We start from the raw sequence: 16,716 nt of genomic DNA, 5'->3' as shown, positions 1-16,716 counted from the left end.
CTAGTTTAAACTAAGGCTTTTATTGTATAAATTAAATCATAGGAGACACCCAATGGATAATCTCAAGTTACTTATTATGCAACTAGAAGCTATATCTCAATCTGGTTTGCACTATACCAAAGACGTTTTTGACAAAGAGCGTTATGAGCAGTTGAAGGACATCTCCAAAAAATTAACTCTGCAGCTGACTAATGGAAATGAGAAACAAATTGATGTGTTTTTTGATTCAGATAATGGATATGTGACACCAAAAGTTGACGTTCGTGCTATTACCTTTAACCAAAAAAGCGAATTGCTCATGGTTCATGAAAAAATGAGTGATACTTGGTCAATTCCTGGTGGCTGGGCTGATATTGGATACTCCGCAAGTGAAATAGCAATTAAAGAAATTCGCGAGGAGGCAAATATCCACGTCACTCCCAAACGTTTGATTGCTGTTCGCGATATTCAGAAACATGCGTACGAACAGAAGAACCTGAGCTATATTTACAAGCACTTTATTGAATGTGTACCGGATAATGATCATTTGGATGCGGTTGATAACTCCGAAACCAGTGATGCCAAATACTTTTCATTAGAAGATGCTTTAAAGTTGAAACTTTCTTTGAACCGTAACTTACCAGAAGATATTGAGATGGCTTTCAATTCTCATGAAAATTCAAATTGGCAAACAATTTTTGACTAGAATAATTTAGCCTTAGACCTATAGCCTGAGGCTTTTTATTATATTATAGCAAGCAAATGATATATAAAATGATAATATCGTCAAATTTATCATTACATAAATGAAATGATAGCGATATAATAATCACCGTGATAGCGTTTTCATGAAAACGTTTCAATTATAGGTATAGGGGTGATTGGATGGATAAAAAACAGAAGAGGATTGTTGTAGTTTTGACGAGCATTATTGCGTTACTATTTGTAGGTTTCTACACATACTTAGGTAATGCTTCGGCCGCTACAACTTCTGACTCTGAAGTTTCAGAAACTAATGTTTCTCAAGCAAATGCACAGACTTCTGAAGCTGTTTCAACTAGTGCGTCAGCTAGCAACGAGGTAAATGCTAACAAGACAACTTCATCTGACGATTCAGCAACAACTAGTCCTGATCCAAATGAAACTGAAATTGCAAATTCGCAATTATCAACTTCCGCCGCTGAAGATGGTATGGTTCTGTTGCAAAACAAGAATCAAACTTTACCAATTTCAACTGACGATACGGTTGCATTGTATGGTGCAGGTGCTTATGGAACGGTGAAAGGAGGAACTGGTTCAGGTAATGTCAATCCTAGAAAAGTGATTAACATTTGGGATGGCTTGAAAGATGCTGGCTATGATGTCACAACTGACGACTATTTAACTGCTACTGCTAAAGATTATGATGAGCAAAATGCTGCTTTTACAAAAGCTCATCCTATGATGGGAACATTTAATTATGCCGATAAACAAATTTCTCAAGCTACATTTGATAATGATCCTGCTGATGTAGGTATTTACGTTCTATCACGTAATGCTGGTGAAGGTACAGATCGTACTGATACTAAAGGCGATTACGAGATTACCAATGCTGAATTCAATAATATCAAGAATGTTGCTGCTAACTACAAGCAAAGTATTTTATTGCTAAATGTTGGTGGTCAAATCGATACTAAATTTATCGACCAAATTCCTGGATTGGATAGTGTATTACTAGTTTCCCAAGCTGGACAAAATACTGGTACCGCTGTTGCTGATATTTTGAGTGGCAAGGTTACACCTTCTGGTAAATTAGTTGATACATGGGCCAATAACTATTCAGATTATCCTAGTTCAGCAACATTTGCTGACAATGACGGTAACTCTGATAAAGAAGCTTATAACGAAGGTATTTATGTTGGATATCGTTACTTCGATACATACAACGTAACGCCGCATTATGAATTCGGTTATGGACTTTCGTATACAACATTTGCTACTAAGACTGATTCTGTTGCTGTAAAAGGTAACAACTTAGTAACTAAAGTTACTGTTACAAATACTGGTGACAAGTATTCTGGACGTCAAGTTGTCCAAGAATATTATTCAGCACCAAAAGGCTCTGTTGATAAAGCTTTCCAAAACTTGGCTGCATATGCTAAGACAGATGAGTTGGCACCTGGTCAAAGCCAAACTTTGACAATGTCATTCCCACTTTACAACATGGCTAGTTATGATACAGCTACAAGTAGCTATATTCTCGACCCTGGTCAATATATTGTCAGAGTTGGTGATAGCTCACGTAATACTGATGTTGCGGCCGTTTTGAATTTATCTTCAAAGGTAACTACAGAACAACTTTCATCAGAAATGCCTCCAGCTGTTGATCCAACAGTTTTGCATGGCGGCGACAATACATTTGTTCCTGCAAAGCAAGCTGCTGAATTAAGTAACGCTCCTGTTATCCAATTGAACGCAAATTCATTGAACATGGTTCGTGGAAATAATGCTTCAACTTATGACAAGAACGCTGTAACAACAATCGTTAACAAGAACACAACTACAAAATTGCCAACAACTGATTTGAATCAAACCATTCTTTCAATCAACGGAATTAGCGGTTCAAGCTTGAAAGATGTTTATGATGGCCAGATTACAATGGATCAATTCATTGCTAGTCTTTCAACAAAACAACTTTCACAAATCGTTAATGGTAATTTAGTAATGACTGCCAAACAATTAGCTTCAACATACAACATGATGAGTGGTGGTGTTGATACTATGCTAAACGGCGACAGTAGTGATTCTGATTCATCAAAAGTATTATCAATTATTGGTAGTGCTGCAACACAAGTTCCTGGCGCAGCTGGTCAAACAACAGATCAACTAATTAATAGAGGAGTTCCAGTTTCAGTTAATTCCGATGGTCCTGCTGGACTTCGTTTAACACCAGAAACAACTACTAATGGTCAAACAAGATATCAATACGCCACAGCATGGCCTATTGGAACTTTGCTTGCTCAAGCATGGGATCCCGAAATGATGTATCAAGTCGGAGATGCCGTTGGTAAAGAAATGAAAGAGTTCGGAGTAGATACTTGGTTAGCTCCTGGTATGAATATCCACAGAGATCCATTAAATGGACGTAACTTCGAATACTATTCAGAAGATCCACTTATTGCCGGAGTTAGTGCAACCGCTATGACAAAGGGTGTTCAATCAAATCCTGGCGTCGGTACAACTATTAAACACTTCTTCGCTAATAACCAAGAAACAAAGCGTCAAACAATGGATGACGAAATCGGTGAACAAGCCATGAGAGAAATTTATCTTAAAGGCTTTGAAACTGTCATCAAAGATGCACAACCTGAGTACGTAATGTCATCATATAATCTCGTAAATGGTACTTACAATGCCGCAAACTACGACTTGTTAACTAACATTCTACGTGGCGAATGGGGTTTCAAAGGTACTGTTATGACAGACTGGTATAACTTAAAGAGTTTGTCAGATCCTGCTTCATTGATGCGCGCTGGTAATGATCTGATCATGCCTGGTGGTACTCAAGAAGCATTGCAAATTGCTGCCACAAATTCTGCTGACGGTAACAAGTTGGCATTGGGTGATTTGCAAAAATCTGCTGCACGTGTATTGGGTACTATTATGCAGGCTTATACATTTGCTCAGAAGAATAACTTACAGGCTAAGTCATTAACTCCATCTGACGTGGATTCTATCATGTCTGCTAATGGTTTGAACTGGTAGGTTTTTTATTCCTCCTCAGGAAAAGTTTTGTGCTGGATAAATATGCCGTCTTCGGAGCTGAGAAATATTCATGGCTGTGCGGACCGGCCCGAGCCAAGGTCTCGGACCTCGGTTTGAAGCCTTACCATAAATCGGTAAGTCTCCAAACTCGCCCGGTGCTGTAATGGCTAAAGCTATAACACCACCTTCACAGCCAAGAATATTTTCAGCTCCTACGACTAGATTTTCTATAATAAATTGGACATCAAATTTGATTCATGATATTTGGTTTTGTACATATATATTTTATTTGAAAAATCACTAACCCTTAACCATACACAATTACATATATTACTTAAAAGTCATTGAGATTAATTTCTTGATGACTTTTTGTTATTTTCGGATTTTTAAATAGAACATGATATAATTTTCATTGCGCATTTACACCTAAAGTACATGAAATTTGTGTACTTTTTAGTTAATAAGTTGTGATGATGGAGGAATTTATGGTTACTAAACAAGTTGAAAATGGTATGTCGGAATTGGCTGGGCCTGTTCATCTCCAATTGAGTCAGTATGGAGTTGGGCAGATTCGAGCTGTTTTAAGTTTGCTGGATGAAGGTAATACTGTGCCTTTTATTGCTCGTTATCGTAAGGAACGGACGGGGACTCTTGATGAGGTTGCTATTCGTGATATTGAGGATGAGGCTAATCGTTTGATGAAATTGAATCAACGTCGCCAGGATGTTTTGAAACTTATTAAGGAGCAGGGTGAGTTGACTCCTGCTCTTCAACAGCAATTGGAACATGCTACTGTCTTGCAACAGGTTGAGGATTTATACTTGCCTTATAAGCAGAAAAGACGTACTAAGGCTACCATTGCTCGTGAAGCTGGTCTTGAGCCTTTGGCTAAATGGTTATTAACTTTTCCTAATGTCGGACTTGATGAGAAGGCAAAGACCTTCATCTCTGCTGATAAAGATTTACCGGATCTGGAGGCTGTTTGGGCTGGTGTTAATGAAATTCTTGCTGAAAAATTTGGTGATCGGGCGGACTTTCGTGAATGGATTCGTGAATATACTTGGAAAAATGGTCAGCTTACCAGCAAGGTTAAGACTCATGGTCGTGACTTGGATGAGCAACAAGTTTATGAAACATATTATGATTTTTCTCAGAGTTTGAAGGAAATACCACCTTATCGTGTTTTGGCCATTAATCGTGGTGAACATGAGAAAGTATTAACGGCCGGAATTATTATCGATTCAGATCCGATTTTACGTCACGAACAAGACAAATTGATTGGTTCGCATATGGGTCCAGCGGTTGATAAAATTGAATTTGCATATATTGATGCTTACAAACGATTTTTAGGCCCTGCGATTGAGCGTGAATTGCGCAAGAAGCTATCTGATGTTGCTAGTACTCACGCAATTCAAATTTTTGGAAAAAACTTGTATCATCTCTTAATGCAATCTCCTTTGAAGGGGAAAGTTGTGATGGGATTTGATCCTGCATATCGTACTGGTTGTAAGCTGGCAATTATGGATGCTAATGGTCAATTTTTGACTAAGCAAGTGATTTATCCTCATAAACCGGCTAATGACGAAAAACGTGCAGAAGCAAAAGTCGAATTTAAACAATTATTAGAGCAATATCATGTGCAAATGATTGCTATTGGTAACGGAACAGCCAGTCGTGAATCTGAGGAATTCGTTAGTTCAATTTTGAAGACTATGGACTATCCTGTGTACTATGTGATTGTAAATGAGGCGGGAGCTTCAGTCTATTCTGCCAGCGATAATGCTCGTGCCGAATTCCCTAAACTTCACGTTGAAGAAAGGTCAGCAATCAGTATTGGACGACGTCTACAAGACCCTCTAGCTGAATTGATTAAGGTTGATCCAAAGTCTATTGGTGTCGGACAATACCAACACGATGTGCCTGAAAAATCATTGGACTCACAATTGGATAGGGTAGTGGAAACTGCAGTAAACCAAGTTGGAGTTAACGTAAATACTGCTAGTCCAGAATTATTGACGCATATTTCTGGACTGACTTCGACAACTGCACAAAATGTCGTGAAGTATCGTAATGAAAATGGTTCTTTTGATGATCGAAAGTCACTAAAATCAGTTCCTCGATTAGGTCCTAAGGCATATCAACAAGCCGTAGGATTCCTAAGAATTATTGCTGGATCGGATCCATTAGACAATACTGATATTCATCCTGAAAGTTATCCAGCAACTAGAAAATTACTAAAGGAATTAGGTGTGACTCCAGATGAAATTGGAACTGTCGAATTACAGAACCAATTAAAGCAGTTGGATATTAAGGACTGGTCATCTGAACTTGATATTGGGGAAGAAACTTTGACCGATATTGTTGCTGGGCTAAGTAAACCTGGTCGCGACTTACGTGACAGTATGCCGGCACCATTACTTCGTCAAGATGTGTTGACCATGGCCGACTTAAAACCTGGAATGGAACTTCAAGGCACCGTTCGCAACGTTGTTGATTTTGGTGCATTCGTTGATATTGGGGTTAAACAGGATGGATTAGTACATATTTCTCAACTAGCTGATCGTTATGTGAGTGATCCAAGTACTGTTGTGACAATTGGTGATATCGTAAATGTTTGGGTAATGGATGTTGATGAAAATCGTCAAAGAATTCAATTGACCATGCGTAAGAGCCAATTGCAATCAGTATCTGAATAATAATTTAAACAATTAAACTTATTCATCAAAAAAGGGCTCAAGATTAATTTCTTGAGTCCTTTTTGCTTTTGTTTTTATAAAGGCTATTTGCTTAGCCAGTCTGATTTTCTTGTGTGGTTATCTTGTATCTTTCAGTTGATTAGATTTGAAGTTGTAGACGTCTAATAAACCTTGATGGTGCTACCCGTTTTGAAACTTTGGTAAATCTCCTAGTAAAAACTATCTTGATATTTTAGAACCGTCCCATCCGGTAAAAATACTACTTCTTTGTGTATGAGGTTTACCTGAGTCCAGGGTTGGTACAATAGGTCGCCACCAGTATTTCAGTTAAAACTTAGGTATTTTGTAAGAATCTGTGCAAATTGTGGAGCTGAAACTTGATTCATATGGATTGCATCTTCACCACTTAGATATAAGTAAGTTAGGGATGCTACATGGCCTCTGAATATGTGACCACCGTCCATTGCACTATCTCTGGATACTACGGTATCTGTTGATGTGTCATCATAATCACGTCCGATTACGTTATAAACATTCATGTTAGGATTTAGACGATCTGCTCCGGCTATTTGACTGATTAACAGTGGATCAGCTGGATCTCCGTTACCGGCTCTCATATTATATGGTGTTCCTACGGTGATGAGAGTTCCGAACATTGTTGAAGGATCAGCTTCCATATATCTAACTACAATGTTGCCACCATTTGATTGAGCAACGAAATCTGCGTGTGTGAATGGATCTTGTTTTTGATATGACTGGATTGCTTGTTGTAATCCGGCAGCATTTGCATAAACTGCATCGTCATTCCATAAATAATTGTCAAAAGCGATAGTTACGAAAGGTCTTTCATCACTTTGACCAGTTCTAACGTTGGTTCTTGTAACTGAGCCATTGTCATGCACTAGTAACTTGACAACGGTGTGAACATTGTCGGGATCCAATTGTTGATACATCTTATCCCAACTATCTTGGTTCGAGTAAGAACCTGGTACGAATAAAATCGGATCTTCAGAGGTGGCGGCCTGAGAGGTCTGAGGTGTTGCAAGTTGAGTAATAAAAATAAGTGAAAGTAATGAAACTGCTGCTATTAAGAATGCCGAAATTTTCTTTTTCATAATAAACACTCCGCGTTAGCGTGAGCCTCATCACGTTTATAAAATATCATCATTCTAATAAAAACCCTACTCAAAAATAACGAACAGGTTTAGTTATTTTTGAGCAAAAAAAGACACCCCAACGATTTGCTGGAGTGTCAAAGTTTTAAAATTAGTTGTTCATTAATTGATCGAGCAATTCTTTAGCTGATTCTTTTAAACTGTCCTTAGACTTGTCGTTACCAAGGTGAGTATAAATTTCACCAACATAAATCTTGTCTTTATAAAGTTGATTGAAAACTTTATCGATAATTGGACGTGTTTTTGCTTCTTCTTGAACAGGGCCAAATGGGTTAGCAAAGAATGTTGTACTCATACCAACTTCATCAGTTGTTCCAAGTGCCTTTCTCTTACCGGCAATGAATGTTGCTTTTGCGGCTTCTTCATCAGGGAATTGGTGCAAACCAATATCTGAATCGTAGTTGTTGGCGTAAACCCACATGTCGATGCTGTGATGCATTACGACACGTTTGTATGAGTTAGCAGGCAAGATAACACGAGCGTTCTTCAACTCAGGGTTCAAGTAGATACCACGATCCATGTTGTTGAAGGCAACAGCACTACTTAAATCATCCAAACGTACGAAGGCACCAGTTTCAGTTCCTTGTGCGTAAACTTCACCATTCTTATCGAATGCAAAACTACCCATGTCATCAAAAATTGTTTCGATATCAACAATTTTTTCATCAGCAATTTCTTGTAAAGCTTCAATAGATTCTGACTTTCCGGCACCTGAATCACCGAAGAAGACAACTGTCTTAACTTTTCCATTTGAGAATGTAATCTTAACCATTGAACCATGGATTGGAAGTCTATTTTCATAAATCATGTGAAGGTTGTGCAATGTTAAACACATCTTCTTCATGTAACCAAAGTAAGTAGTCTTATCGTTGTATGGAACTTCACCGACCCAAATATCATTAGCTTCATCATGGAAGTAGTGACATACGTCGCCTTCAGTTTCAGGTAGACCAAATAGCAAGATCTCGTCTGGTTTCTTACCTTTAACTTCTTCTTCACTGGCGATGTCGAACAAGTTACCAAGAGCGATCCCACTTACAAAGTAGTCACGTTGGAAGTAAATGTAAGCAAGACTTTCACCAATTTTAGCTGGGAAACAGAACCACTCGCTACGTGAACCATCAAACTTCTTAATTGGATTATCAGGAACGGCATCAAAGACACCTTCACGTTTGTTACTCTTTGTGTGCATCATCATTGGTGGACGAAGCATTAAGGTATCAATAAAACGAATGTTTTGTAGCTTTTCGTAGCCAGCAGGAGCAGGCCATTCGATTGATTGAACAATTGCACTGGCATTAGTACCAGCGTTGATTTGACGGTATGTGTGGTTTTGGAAACCTTGAAGTTTCTCTTCAACGGCACGATATAGATCGATAACTACTTCATTGAAATGATTATCAATATCCATGAAGTTACCTTTGATAACCGCATTATTATGTTTGTTAACTAGAGATACACGGAAGAAGTTTCTATAGAATGAATATAGATCCTCAACACTTTTAAGAATTTTATCCTTATCATATTGGTCATATTTATCTGTTTCATCGATAACGATGGCCTTTAGAATAGCAACGTAATCTTCTGGTGTTACTTGTACAACATCATTTGCTGCATTTTGTTTCTGCTCTTCTAGGAATAGTTTTACTAGACCTAAGAGTGCCTTACTGTTGATTAGTTGAAAAATGTCCTGAATATAGCCTTCGCTATAGTTAATAACTGATACGTTTGCATCTGGGTTCATATAAAACGCAGGGGTATCAATTGGTTGTAATGATTGCGACATTAAAAATTCTCCTTTCAAAGTTACATGTACCATCATTCTAAAACAAAATGGAGTAAATAAATAGTCCAAATTAAGTTTTTATTAGAAAGATTATAATATTTTAATTTTTGGAAACGTTACCTTGTTATTGTAGTCAATAGTTTTCTTGTATAAAAATCATTTATGGAAAAATAAAATTTGTTTTGGTGTGGAGGGGAGACCCGATTCCGGGGGAAATCGATTCTTTGGCCTGGAACGCTGCCGGGACGTTTGAAGCCATTTCAAAGTACGAAATGTCTCCAAAGCGACCCTTTCACTAAGCCGACTTCGCCGGCAAAGTGAAATGTGGCGGCTGAGGCCGAATCGATTTTCCCCCGGAATCTAAATAGTATTCCAAATTTATTATTTCCGCTGGACTCCTTGTTGTTTAGTGGGGATAGATATTATGTATGTCAAGAAATTACAATGTACTAATTAGTATGCCAACTCCAAGTCACCACTGTTCTTATTTTATGGATATAGGTATAGGTCCACTTGTGTCAGTGATCATCTTCAAGTCCAAAGTTGAGCTAAAGTTATTCAACTAAATCAAATCCATACAAAATAAAACAAGGCTGAAAACTTTTATTGTTTTCAGCCTTGTTTTGGTTTTGAATTTTTTTGCGCGTATCAATGCGTATTTTGTTTATTTAAAAAACATATATCGAATTTTGAAGAAAGCGATATCATTTGTTTTTTAAATACAATTCAACTATATGCTTTTAATTGTCTTTTTCTTATTTAGTACACCTCCTCATTTGGACGAGCAATATTTTCTGGGAATGGGTGCTCATAAGCTACTTTGTTGATTTCTGGTAGTGGGATTGCTGGTAATGATCCTTCTGGTACTGGTTCTTTGTAGTTGGCGCCACATGATTGGTAATCGGGTAGTAGGCCTAATTTGATGAATACTTGTTGTTGATAGGCTATTTCGGCATTCCATTCTACGGTTTCCATTACTCTTGTTGCTACGTGTAGGTCTGTTGCTGTGATTAGTATTCCGTGGCTGTTCAATAGGAAGATGTTTTCCATTGCTTTGTCACCGATTTTGATTAGTTCGTCATAAACTGTATCTGCTAAAGCTTGTGAACATGCTGGAGCATATGGTAGGCATTTGATGTCTCCTAGTTCTCTGGTTACTTCGGTTACGTTTGGCATGTCTAGTCCTGATGTTGCCCAGAACATAGCTTTTGGTGCGTGTGAGTGGTAAACACATCTGATGCCTGGGTGAGCTGTATAGGCTCTTTCGTGCATGTTTACTTCACGTGTTACGTCGCCGACACCGTCAATTTTTTCGTATGTAATTCCATCAATTACTAGGATTTGAGCTGGTGACAATTCTGCGAAGAATGTTTCTGACATAAATGTGGGAGTTAATAGAATGTAGGGATGGTCTTCTTTATCGAAGACTTTCACTGACATGTTTCCTCCAGCAATATTTGTGTCTTTTCTATCGAACATTTTTCTAACTGTGTTAGCTAAATCTTCTCTTTCTGTTTGAAACATCATTTTCATAATAAATATGCTCCTTCATGCGTTATTAAATGAATTCAATTTTTATTGTAGATAAAGCATGAATTTTTTAATTCACCATGATTATATCCTGTAACTGACTATTAGTATCCAGTGTCTGGTAAAATTGAATTATGTTCAATTTCTCACACAGTAGCTGTTCATAAATGTTCAAATATATTCAAGGGGACCTTGGGAGGGTTAATTATGTATAAAACAGAACGACTTTCAAAGATTATGGAAATAATGTCACAGAAGAAAGTTCTTAATATGAGAGCTTTAGAGAATCTGACTTTTGAGAGTAGATCTACTTTGCGACGTGACTTAATTGTTCTCGAAGGAGAACACAAGATCAGAAGAAATTTTGGTCAAGTTGAATTGGTTAATGGAAATAATATTGAATTTGGATACCACACTCGTTCAACTGAGAATACTAATTGTAAACGGACAATTGCTGAATTAGCAGCTGATTTCATTGGTAATAATCAAGCACTTATTATTGGTTCGAGTACAACTGCTTCCTATTTAGAGCCATTTTTGGCAGAGAAGGATAACTTAATAGTAATAACCAACGGATTGCCACTGGCTGTGAAGTTAAATACTAATCCGAAAATCAAAACGTATATTGCTGGAGGTAAACTCAGACCATTCTCCGGTTCGATAGTGGGCGACACTGCACGTGAGTTCTTAGGCGACTTTCATGCTGACATTGCGTTCATATCTTGTGCTGGTGTGAATATGGATGGTGTTTATATGGCTAGTGATGAACAGACAGCTATAAAGAAACAAATGATTCATCAAGCTGATCAAGTAATTCTTCTTTGCGATCATACGAAGATTAATAAGTCTGATTATTACCGCATGTGTAGCCATTCATCTATCGATATAGTCATCACAGATTCAAGACCAACTGATGCATTTCTTCAAAATATGAAACAAGAATGTGTGGAAGTTGTCTATTAATTGAACAGTTGAATAGAAAAACCATACTTTTGTGAATAAATTAACGAAAGATTTTTGAACAATGTTCAAGAAATGTGAAACTCGTTGTCATCCAAATGTAAGCGTTTTATAGTACTCAGTGTAGATAAAGAACGTGAATAAAATTTGGAGGGTCTTACAATGTTAAAAACAGAATTTCCTAAAATTGGTATTCGTCCCACAATCGATGGTCGTAGACGTGGTATTCGTGAATCGCTTGAGGAACAAACAATGCAGATGGCAAAATCTGCTGCTGAATTAATTGAAAGTACATTGAAATATCCAGATGGAACTCCAGTTAAGACAGTTATTGCTGACACGACGATCGGTGGCGTCCATGAAGCAGCAATGTGTAAAGCTAAATTTGATAAAGAAAATGTTTGTGGTACTTTAACTGTTACACCTTGCTGGTGCTACGGTAGTGAAACAATGGATATGTCCAAAGATTTACCTCACGCAATTTGGGGATTCAATGGTACAGAACGTCCAGGTGCTGTTTACCTAGCTGCAGTTCTAGCCGCACATACTCAAAAAGGAATTCCTGCTTTCGGTATTTATGGAGAAGATGTTCAAGATGCTGACGACACTTCAATTCCAGAAGATGTAAAAGAAAAAATTATTCGTTATGCAAAGGCAGCATATGCTGTTGGAATTATGCATAACAAAGCTTATCTATCAATTGGTAACGTTGCCATGGGTATTGGTGGTTCAATCGCTGACGCTGATTTCTTCCAAGACTACTTAGGTATGCGTAATGAATATGTTGATATGTCAGAAATCGTTCGTCGTTGGGATGAAAAGATTTATGACGAAAAAGAATTTAAGAAGGCTCTTGCTTGGGCTAAAGAATATACACCAGTTGGTAAGGATGTCTACAACGAAGATGATCCTAATAAGTTTACTGATGAAGAAAAAGAAGAACAATTAGAAAAATGTGTCAAGATGTACATGATTGCCAAAGACTTGATGGATGGTAATACAACACTTGCTGATCTTGGATTCAAAGAAGAATCAGAAGGTCACTATGCAATTGCTGCTGGATTCCAAGGTCAACGTCAATGGACAGACCATTTCCCAAATGGTGACTACATGGAAACAATGATGAACTCACAATATGACTGGAATGGAATTCATGCACCACACGTATTCGCAACTGAAAACGATAGTTTGAATGGAACAACAATGCTATTCAACTACCTATTAACAAACACACCTCAAATTTTTGCCGATGTACGTACATTCTGGAGTGCCGACGCAATTGAAAGAGTTTCAGGAACAAAACTTACTGGACTTGCAGCAAACGGATTCTTACACCTTTCAAACTCAGGTGCACAAACTGTTGATGCAACTGGTCAAGAAAAGATTGATGGCAAACCAGCAATCAAACCATTCTATGACTTAACAGAAGACGAAGCTAAAGCTAACTTAGATAAGACTCGTTGGGTTCCAGCTAATATTGGATACTTCCGTGGCGGTGGTTTCTCAAGTAACTACGTTACAGAAGGTGGCCCAGATGGCATGCCTGTAACAATGGCACGTGTCAACCTTGTTAAAGGTGTTGGACCAGAACTACAAATTGCTGAAGGTTATGCAGTTGATCTACCTGAAAATGTATTTAATGTCGTTAACGACCGTACAGATCCAGGTTGGCCATCAACATTCTTCGTTCCAAAATTAACAGGTAAAGGCGCATTTAAGTCAGTTTACGACGTAATGAACAACTGGGGTGCAAACCATGGTGCTATTAGTTATGGCCATATTGGTGCTGATTTAATCACATTAGCTTCAATCTTACGTATCCCTGTAAATATGCATAACGTTGACGAAGATAAGATCTTCAGACCACGTTCATGGGCTTCACTTGGAACAGAAAACCTTGAAGCAGCAGATTTCAATGCATGTAAAGCATTTGGACCACTATACGATTAAAATGAATGGATGTGTATCTAAATGAAACATAATGTGATAGCAGTCGATTTGGGTGCAAGTTCAGGTAGAATTATCTCCTCATCATTAGAAAATGGAAAATTGGAATTAAAAGAACAATTTCGTTTTTCTAACCAACCAATTAATATTACAAACTCACTTTATTGGGATTATTTGAAAATATTCCAAGAAATCAAATATGGGTTAGCAATTGCTCAACGTGATTTGGAAAAAATTGACAGTTTGAGTGTTGATACCTGGGGTGTTGATTATGGGTTTGTAGGTAATGATGGAAACATGTTAGCTACTCCTCACAGTTATCGGGATACTAGAACAAAAAAATATTCTGATGCGTTACATGAAAAAGTTTCGCCTCAAGAGATGTTTGAACAATCTGGTATTCAACCTGATTTAATTAATTCAAACTATCAGCTATTTGCTGATATGAATTTACATCCTTATCTTAAAAATGAAGTATCGCACATTATGTTCATGCCAAATTTAGTCGAATATTTCTTTAGTGGAATTGAGTCAAACGAATATACTATTGCTTCAACTAGCGGATTGCTGGATGGGGAAACTCGAGAGCTCAGTACTGAAGTTTTGGACCAATTGGGTCTGAAAAAAGAATGGTTTGGGGAGATCTCAAAGGGTGGAAAAGTTCTAGGTAAGATTTTGCCCGAAATTTCTAAAGAGATGCACCTTGATCCAGACATTCAAGTGATTAATGGCATTGGACATGATACAGGTGCTGCAGTTTACTCATTACCTATGACCGGTTCAGAAAGAAAAAATGCAGCATTTATCAGTTGCGGAACTTGGTCAATCGTAGGGCAACAAACTGCGAGTCCGGTAATCAGCTCAGATGCATTTGAAGCTGGTTTAACGAATGAAGGTTGTTTCGATGGAAGCAATCGTCTTTTGAAAAATATTACTGGGTTATGGATTGTTCAGGAATTACAAAAGGAATGGTCATTTAAAGGGGAAATGGTGGAGTTTGGCGAAATGGTCAAACAAGCTGAGAATGCTGAACATATTGGTAGTTACATCAATCCAAATGCGGCATGTTTCTCTGAACCAAGTGATATGGAAGAAAGAATTATTGAGTTCTTGAAGAAAACTAATCAACGTTTGCCACAAAGTCGTGGTGAATTATTACTAATTGTTTTTGAAAGTTTAGCTTTAAGTTATCATCAAACAATTATTGAATTAGAGAAGGCAACAAATGAATCAATTGACACAATCTATATGTTTGGAGGGGGGACGAAGAATAGCTTACTGGTTCAACTAACAGCAGATTTCTGTCAAACAAACGTAGTAATTGGTCCGACAGAAGCAAGTGTTCTTGGAAATGTTCTTTCACAATATAAAACTTTAGGATTGATTAAGGATGAAGATGAACGTATCGACATTTTAAACAATTCATTCGAAAGCAAATGTGTAACCCCACAAAAGCTTAATTCAATTAATTTAGATGAACGTTCTAGAGATTTTGAAAAAATACTTCATGATTATGAAGTTGAATAGTGGAGGTTACGAATGTGGAACTTAATGAACAAGAAACTTCAGTAGAAGAAACAGTTAAGCCGAAAACTGCCCCTGTCGTATACATCTTTGCAATTCTGGGTGGATTTGCTGGGTTATTATATGGATACGATTCAGGTGCAATTTCCTTGGCTCTCCCTTCAATCACAAATTCCTTTGGATTGAATGCAACAACAAAAGGTTTAGTAGTTAGTTTCTTACTCTTCGGTGCCTTACCATCAATCGTGGTATTTACCGGACTTGAGAAAAAAATTGAAAGACGTAATGTCTTGATTATCGGTGGTATCGTCTTTATTGTCGGTAGTTTATTATCAGCATTTGCAACATCGACAGCATATTTAATGGCTGCTAGATTCATCCTGGGAATCGCAGCTGGTGTTGCCAACATGTATGGATTAATTTACTTATCAGAATTGGCACCAAAGCATATTCGTGGATTGATGTCCTCCCTGTATCAGTTAAGTGTTAACGTTGGTATCTTGGCCGCCTATGGAGTCGGAGCTTACAATTTACCAACAAATGACTGGAGATGGACTTTAGGATTAGGAGTCATTCCTGCTGCCATCTTCACAATCGGTATGTTTTGTAGCCCACAAAGTCCTCGTTGGTTGATCAGAGATCATCAAGTTGACAAGGCAAGAAGAGTTTTGAAAAAGGTTCGTGTTTCAGATAAAGAAATCGAAGGTGAAATCACTGATATTCAAAACAGTTTGAAGACTAAAGAAGCTGGTCTAAAAGAACTATTCGGAACATTCAGACCTGTATTAACACTGTTATTCGTCTTAACAGCTTTCCAAGTATTTACCGGAATTAATGCAGCCGTATATTATGCACCTGAGATTTTCCACAATTTAGGTTTAGCAAACGCAAGTATTATTGCTGACTTTGGTGTTGGTGGAGCCTTGGTTATTTCAACTTTAGTTTCACTACCATTTATTGATAGACTCGGTCGTAAGAAGTTATTGGAAATTAGTCTAGGTGGTCAGGTATTGCCAGCCATTGCTCTATGTATTTGGTCAAACAATGCAACAGTTGCCATCGTTTCAATTTTCTTGTATGTATTTATGTTTGGTTTCGGACTTGGTCCAGTATTCTGGTCATACGTACCAGAAATCTTACCTCTAAAAGCCAGAGCCCTAGGAATGGGTGTTATCACTTTCACTCAATATTTATTCAATGCTTTGTTCTCATTAGTATTCCCAATCATACTTGAAGCAATTGGAATTAACATTTTCTACTTCTTCGCAGCATTATCGCTATTCGCTGTTTGGTACATCCACAAGTATGTTCTAGAAACTAAAGGTAGATCACTTGAAGATATTGAAAAATACTGGGAAACGAAAGAAGGATAAAC

General features: G+C 37.6%; 10 protein-coding genes. 7 read left to right on the top strand and 3 right to left on the bottom strand.

What is annotated here, in order from left to right; translation table 11 throughout:
• Positions 1 to 52 precede the first annotated feature (52 nt).
• From ABM34_RS08360 to ABM34_RS08350, 3 genes are all read left to right on the top strand, one after another.
• The gene (locus ABM34_RS08360; RefSeq protein WP_048704933.1) at positions 53 to 685 is read left to right on the top strand and encodes an NUDIX hydrolase; all 633 of its coding nucleotides are present in this window, start codon (positions 53 to 55) and stop codon (positions 683 to 685) included.
• A gap of 179 nt (positions 686 to 864) precedes the next feature.
• Entirely contained in the window at positions 865 to 3,723 is a 2,859-nt protein-coding gene (locus tag ABM34_RS08355; RefSeq protein WP_053084464.1) for a glycoside hydrolase family 3 protein, read from the top strand.
• A gap of 485 nt (positions 3,724 to 4,208) precedes the next feature.
• Positions 4,209 to 6,419, top strand: a complete 2,211-nt coding sequence (locus tag ABM34_RS08350) for a Tex family protein (protein WP_048704931.1) — start codon at positions 4,209 to 4,211, stop codon at positions 6,417 to 6,419.
• 323 nt (positions 6,420 to 6,742) lie between these two features.
• On the opposite strand, the gene ABM34_RS08345 is transcribed toward ABM34_RS08350, so the two are convergent.
• From ABM34_RS08345 to ABM34_RS08335, 3 genes are all read right to left on the bottom strand, one after another.
• Positions 6,743 to 7,534: an alpha/beta hydrolase gene (locus ABM34_RS08345; protein ID WP_048704929.1), complete on the bottom strand. Its 792-nt coding sequence runs from the start codon at positions 7,532 to 7,534 to the stop codon at positions 6,743 to 6,745.
• Between the two features lie 151 nt (positions 7,535 to 7,685).
• Positions 7,686 to 9,380: a phosphoenolpyruvate carboxykinase (ATP) gene (locus tag ABM34_RS08340; protein ID WP_048704928.1), complete on the bottom strand. Its 1,695-nt coding sequence runs from the start codon at positions 9,378 to 9,380 to the stop codon at positions 7,686 to 7,688.
• A 759-nt stretch (positions 9,381 to 10,139) separates the two neighbouring features.
• Positions 10,140 to 10,913, bottom strand: coding sequence for a class II aldolase/adducin family protein (locus ABM34_RS08335; RefSeq protein ID WP_048704927.1), 774 nt, complete (start codon positions 10,911 to 10,913; stop codon positions 10,140 to 10,142).
• Positions 10,914 to 11,117: 204 nt separating this feature from the next.
• Here ABM34_RS08335 and ABM34_RS08330 point away from each other — a divergent pair, with 204 nt between their 5' ends.
• The 4 genes from ABM34_RS08330 (at position 11,118) to ABM34_RS08315 (ending at position 16,714) form a co-directional block, all read left to right on the top strand.
• A complete protein-coding gene (locus tag ABM34_RS08330; protein WP_048704926.1) occupies positions 11,118 to 11,873 on the top strand; it encodes a DeoR/GlpR family DNA-binding transcription regulator in 756 nt (251 codons plus the stop codon).
• 159 nt (positions 11,874 to 12,032) lie between these two features.
• Positions 12,033 to 13,820, top strand: coding sequence for an L-fucose isomerase (locus ABM34_RS08325; protein ID WP_048704924.1), 1,788 nt, complete (start codon positions 12,033 to 12,035; stop codon positions 13,818 to 13,820).
• Between the two features lie 21 nt (positions 13,821 to 13,841).
• Entirely contained in the window at positions 13,842 to 15,344 is a 1,503-nt protein-coding gene (locus ABM34_RS08320; RefSeq protein WP_048704923.1) for a rhamnulokinase, read from the top strand.
• A 14-nt stretch (positions 15,345 to 15,358) separates the two neighbouring features.
• On the top strand, positions 15,359 to 16,714 hold the full coding sequence (locus ABM34_RS08315) for a sugar porter family MFS transporter (protein WP_083988288.1): 1,356 nt from the start codon (positions 15,359 to 15,361) through the stop codon (positions 16,712 to 16,714).
• Positions 16,715 to 16,716: the final 2 nt, after the last annotated feature.

It is taken from the genome of Companilactobacillus ginsenosidimutans (assembly GCF_001050475.1).
Lineage (GTDB): Bacteria > Bacillota > Bacilli > Lactobacillales > Lactobacillaceae > Companilactobacillus > Companilactobacillus ginsenosidimutans.
Note: the sequence above shows the minus strand (reverse complement) of the source record. Positions and strands in the feature narration are given on the sequence as shown.

Coding starts and splice junctions, on each gene's coding strand:
- ABM34_RS08345 (WP_048704929.1), bottom strand. CDS start 7,534: ATGAAAAAGAAAATTTCGGCATTCTTAATAGCAGCAGTTTCATTACTT.
- ABM34_RS08330 (WP_048704926.1), top strand. CDS start 11,118: ATGTATAAAACAGAACGACTTTCAAAGATTATGGAAATAATGTCACAG.
- ABM34_RS08325 (WP_048704924.1), top strand. CDS start 12,033: ATGTTAAAAACAGAATTTCCTAAAATTGGTATTCGTCCCACAATCGAT.
- ABM34_RS08350 (WP_048704931.1), top strand. CDS start 4,209: ATGGTTACTAAACAAGTTGAAAATGGTATGTCGGAATTGGCTGGGCCT.
- ABM34_RS08320 (WP_048704923.1), top strand. CDS start 13,842: ATGAAACATAATGTGATAGCAGTCGATTTGGGTGCAAGTTCAGGTAGA.
- ABM34_RS08340 (WP_048704928.1), bottom strand. CDS start 9,380: ATGTCGCAATCATTACAACCAATTGATACCCCTGCGTTTTATATGAAC.
- ABM34_RS08355 (WP_053084464.1), top strand. CDS start 865: ATGGATAAAAAACAGAAGAGGATTGTTGTAGTTTTGACGAGCATTATT.
- ABM34_RS08335 (WP_048704927.1), bottom strand. CDS start 10,913: ATGAAAATGATGTTTCAAACAGAAAGAGAAGATTTAGCTAACACAGTT.
- ABM34_RS08360 (WP_048704933.1), top strand. CDS start 53: ATGGATAATCTCAAGTTACTTATTATGCAACTAGAAGCTATATCTCAA.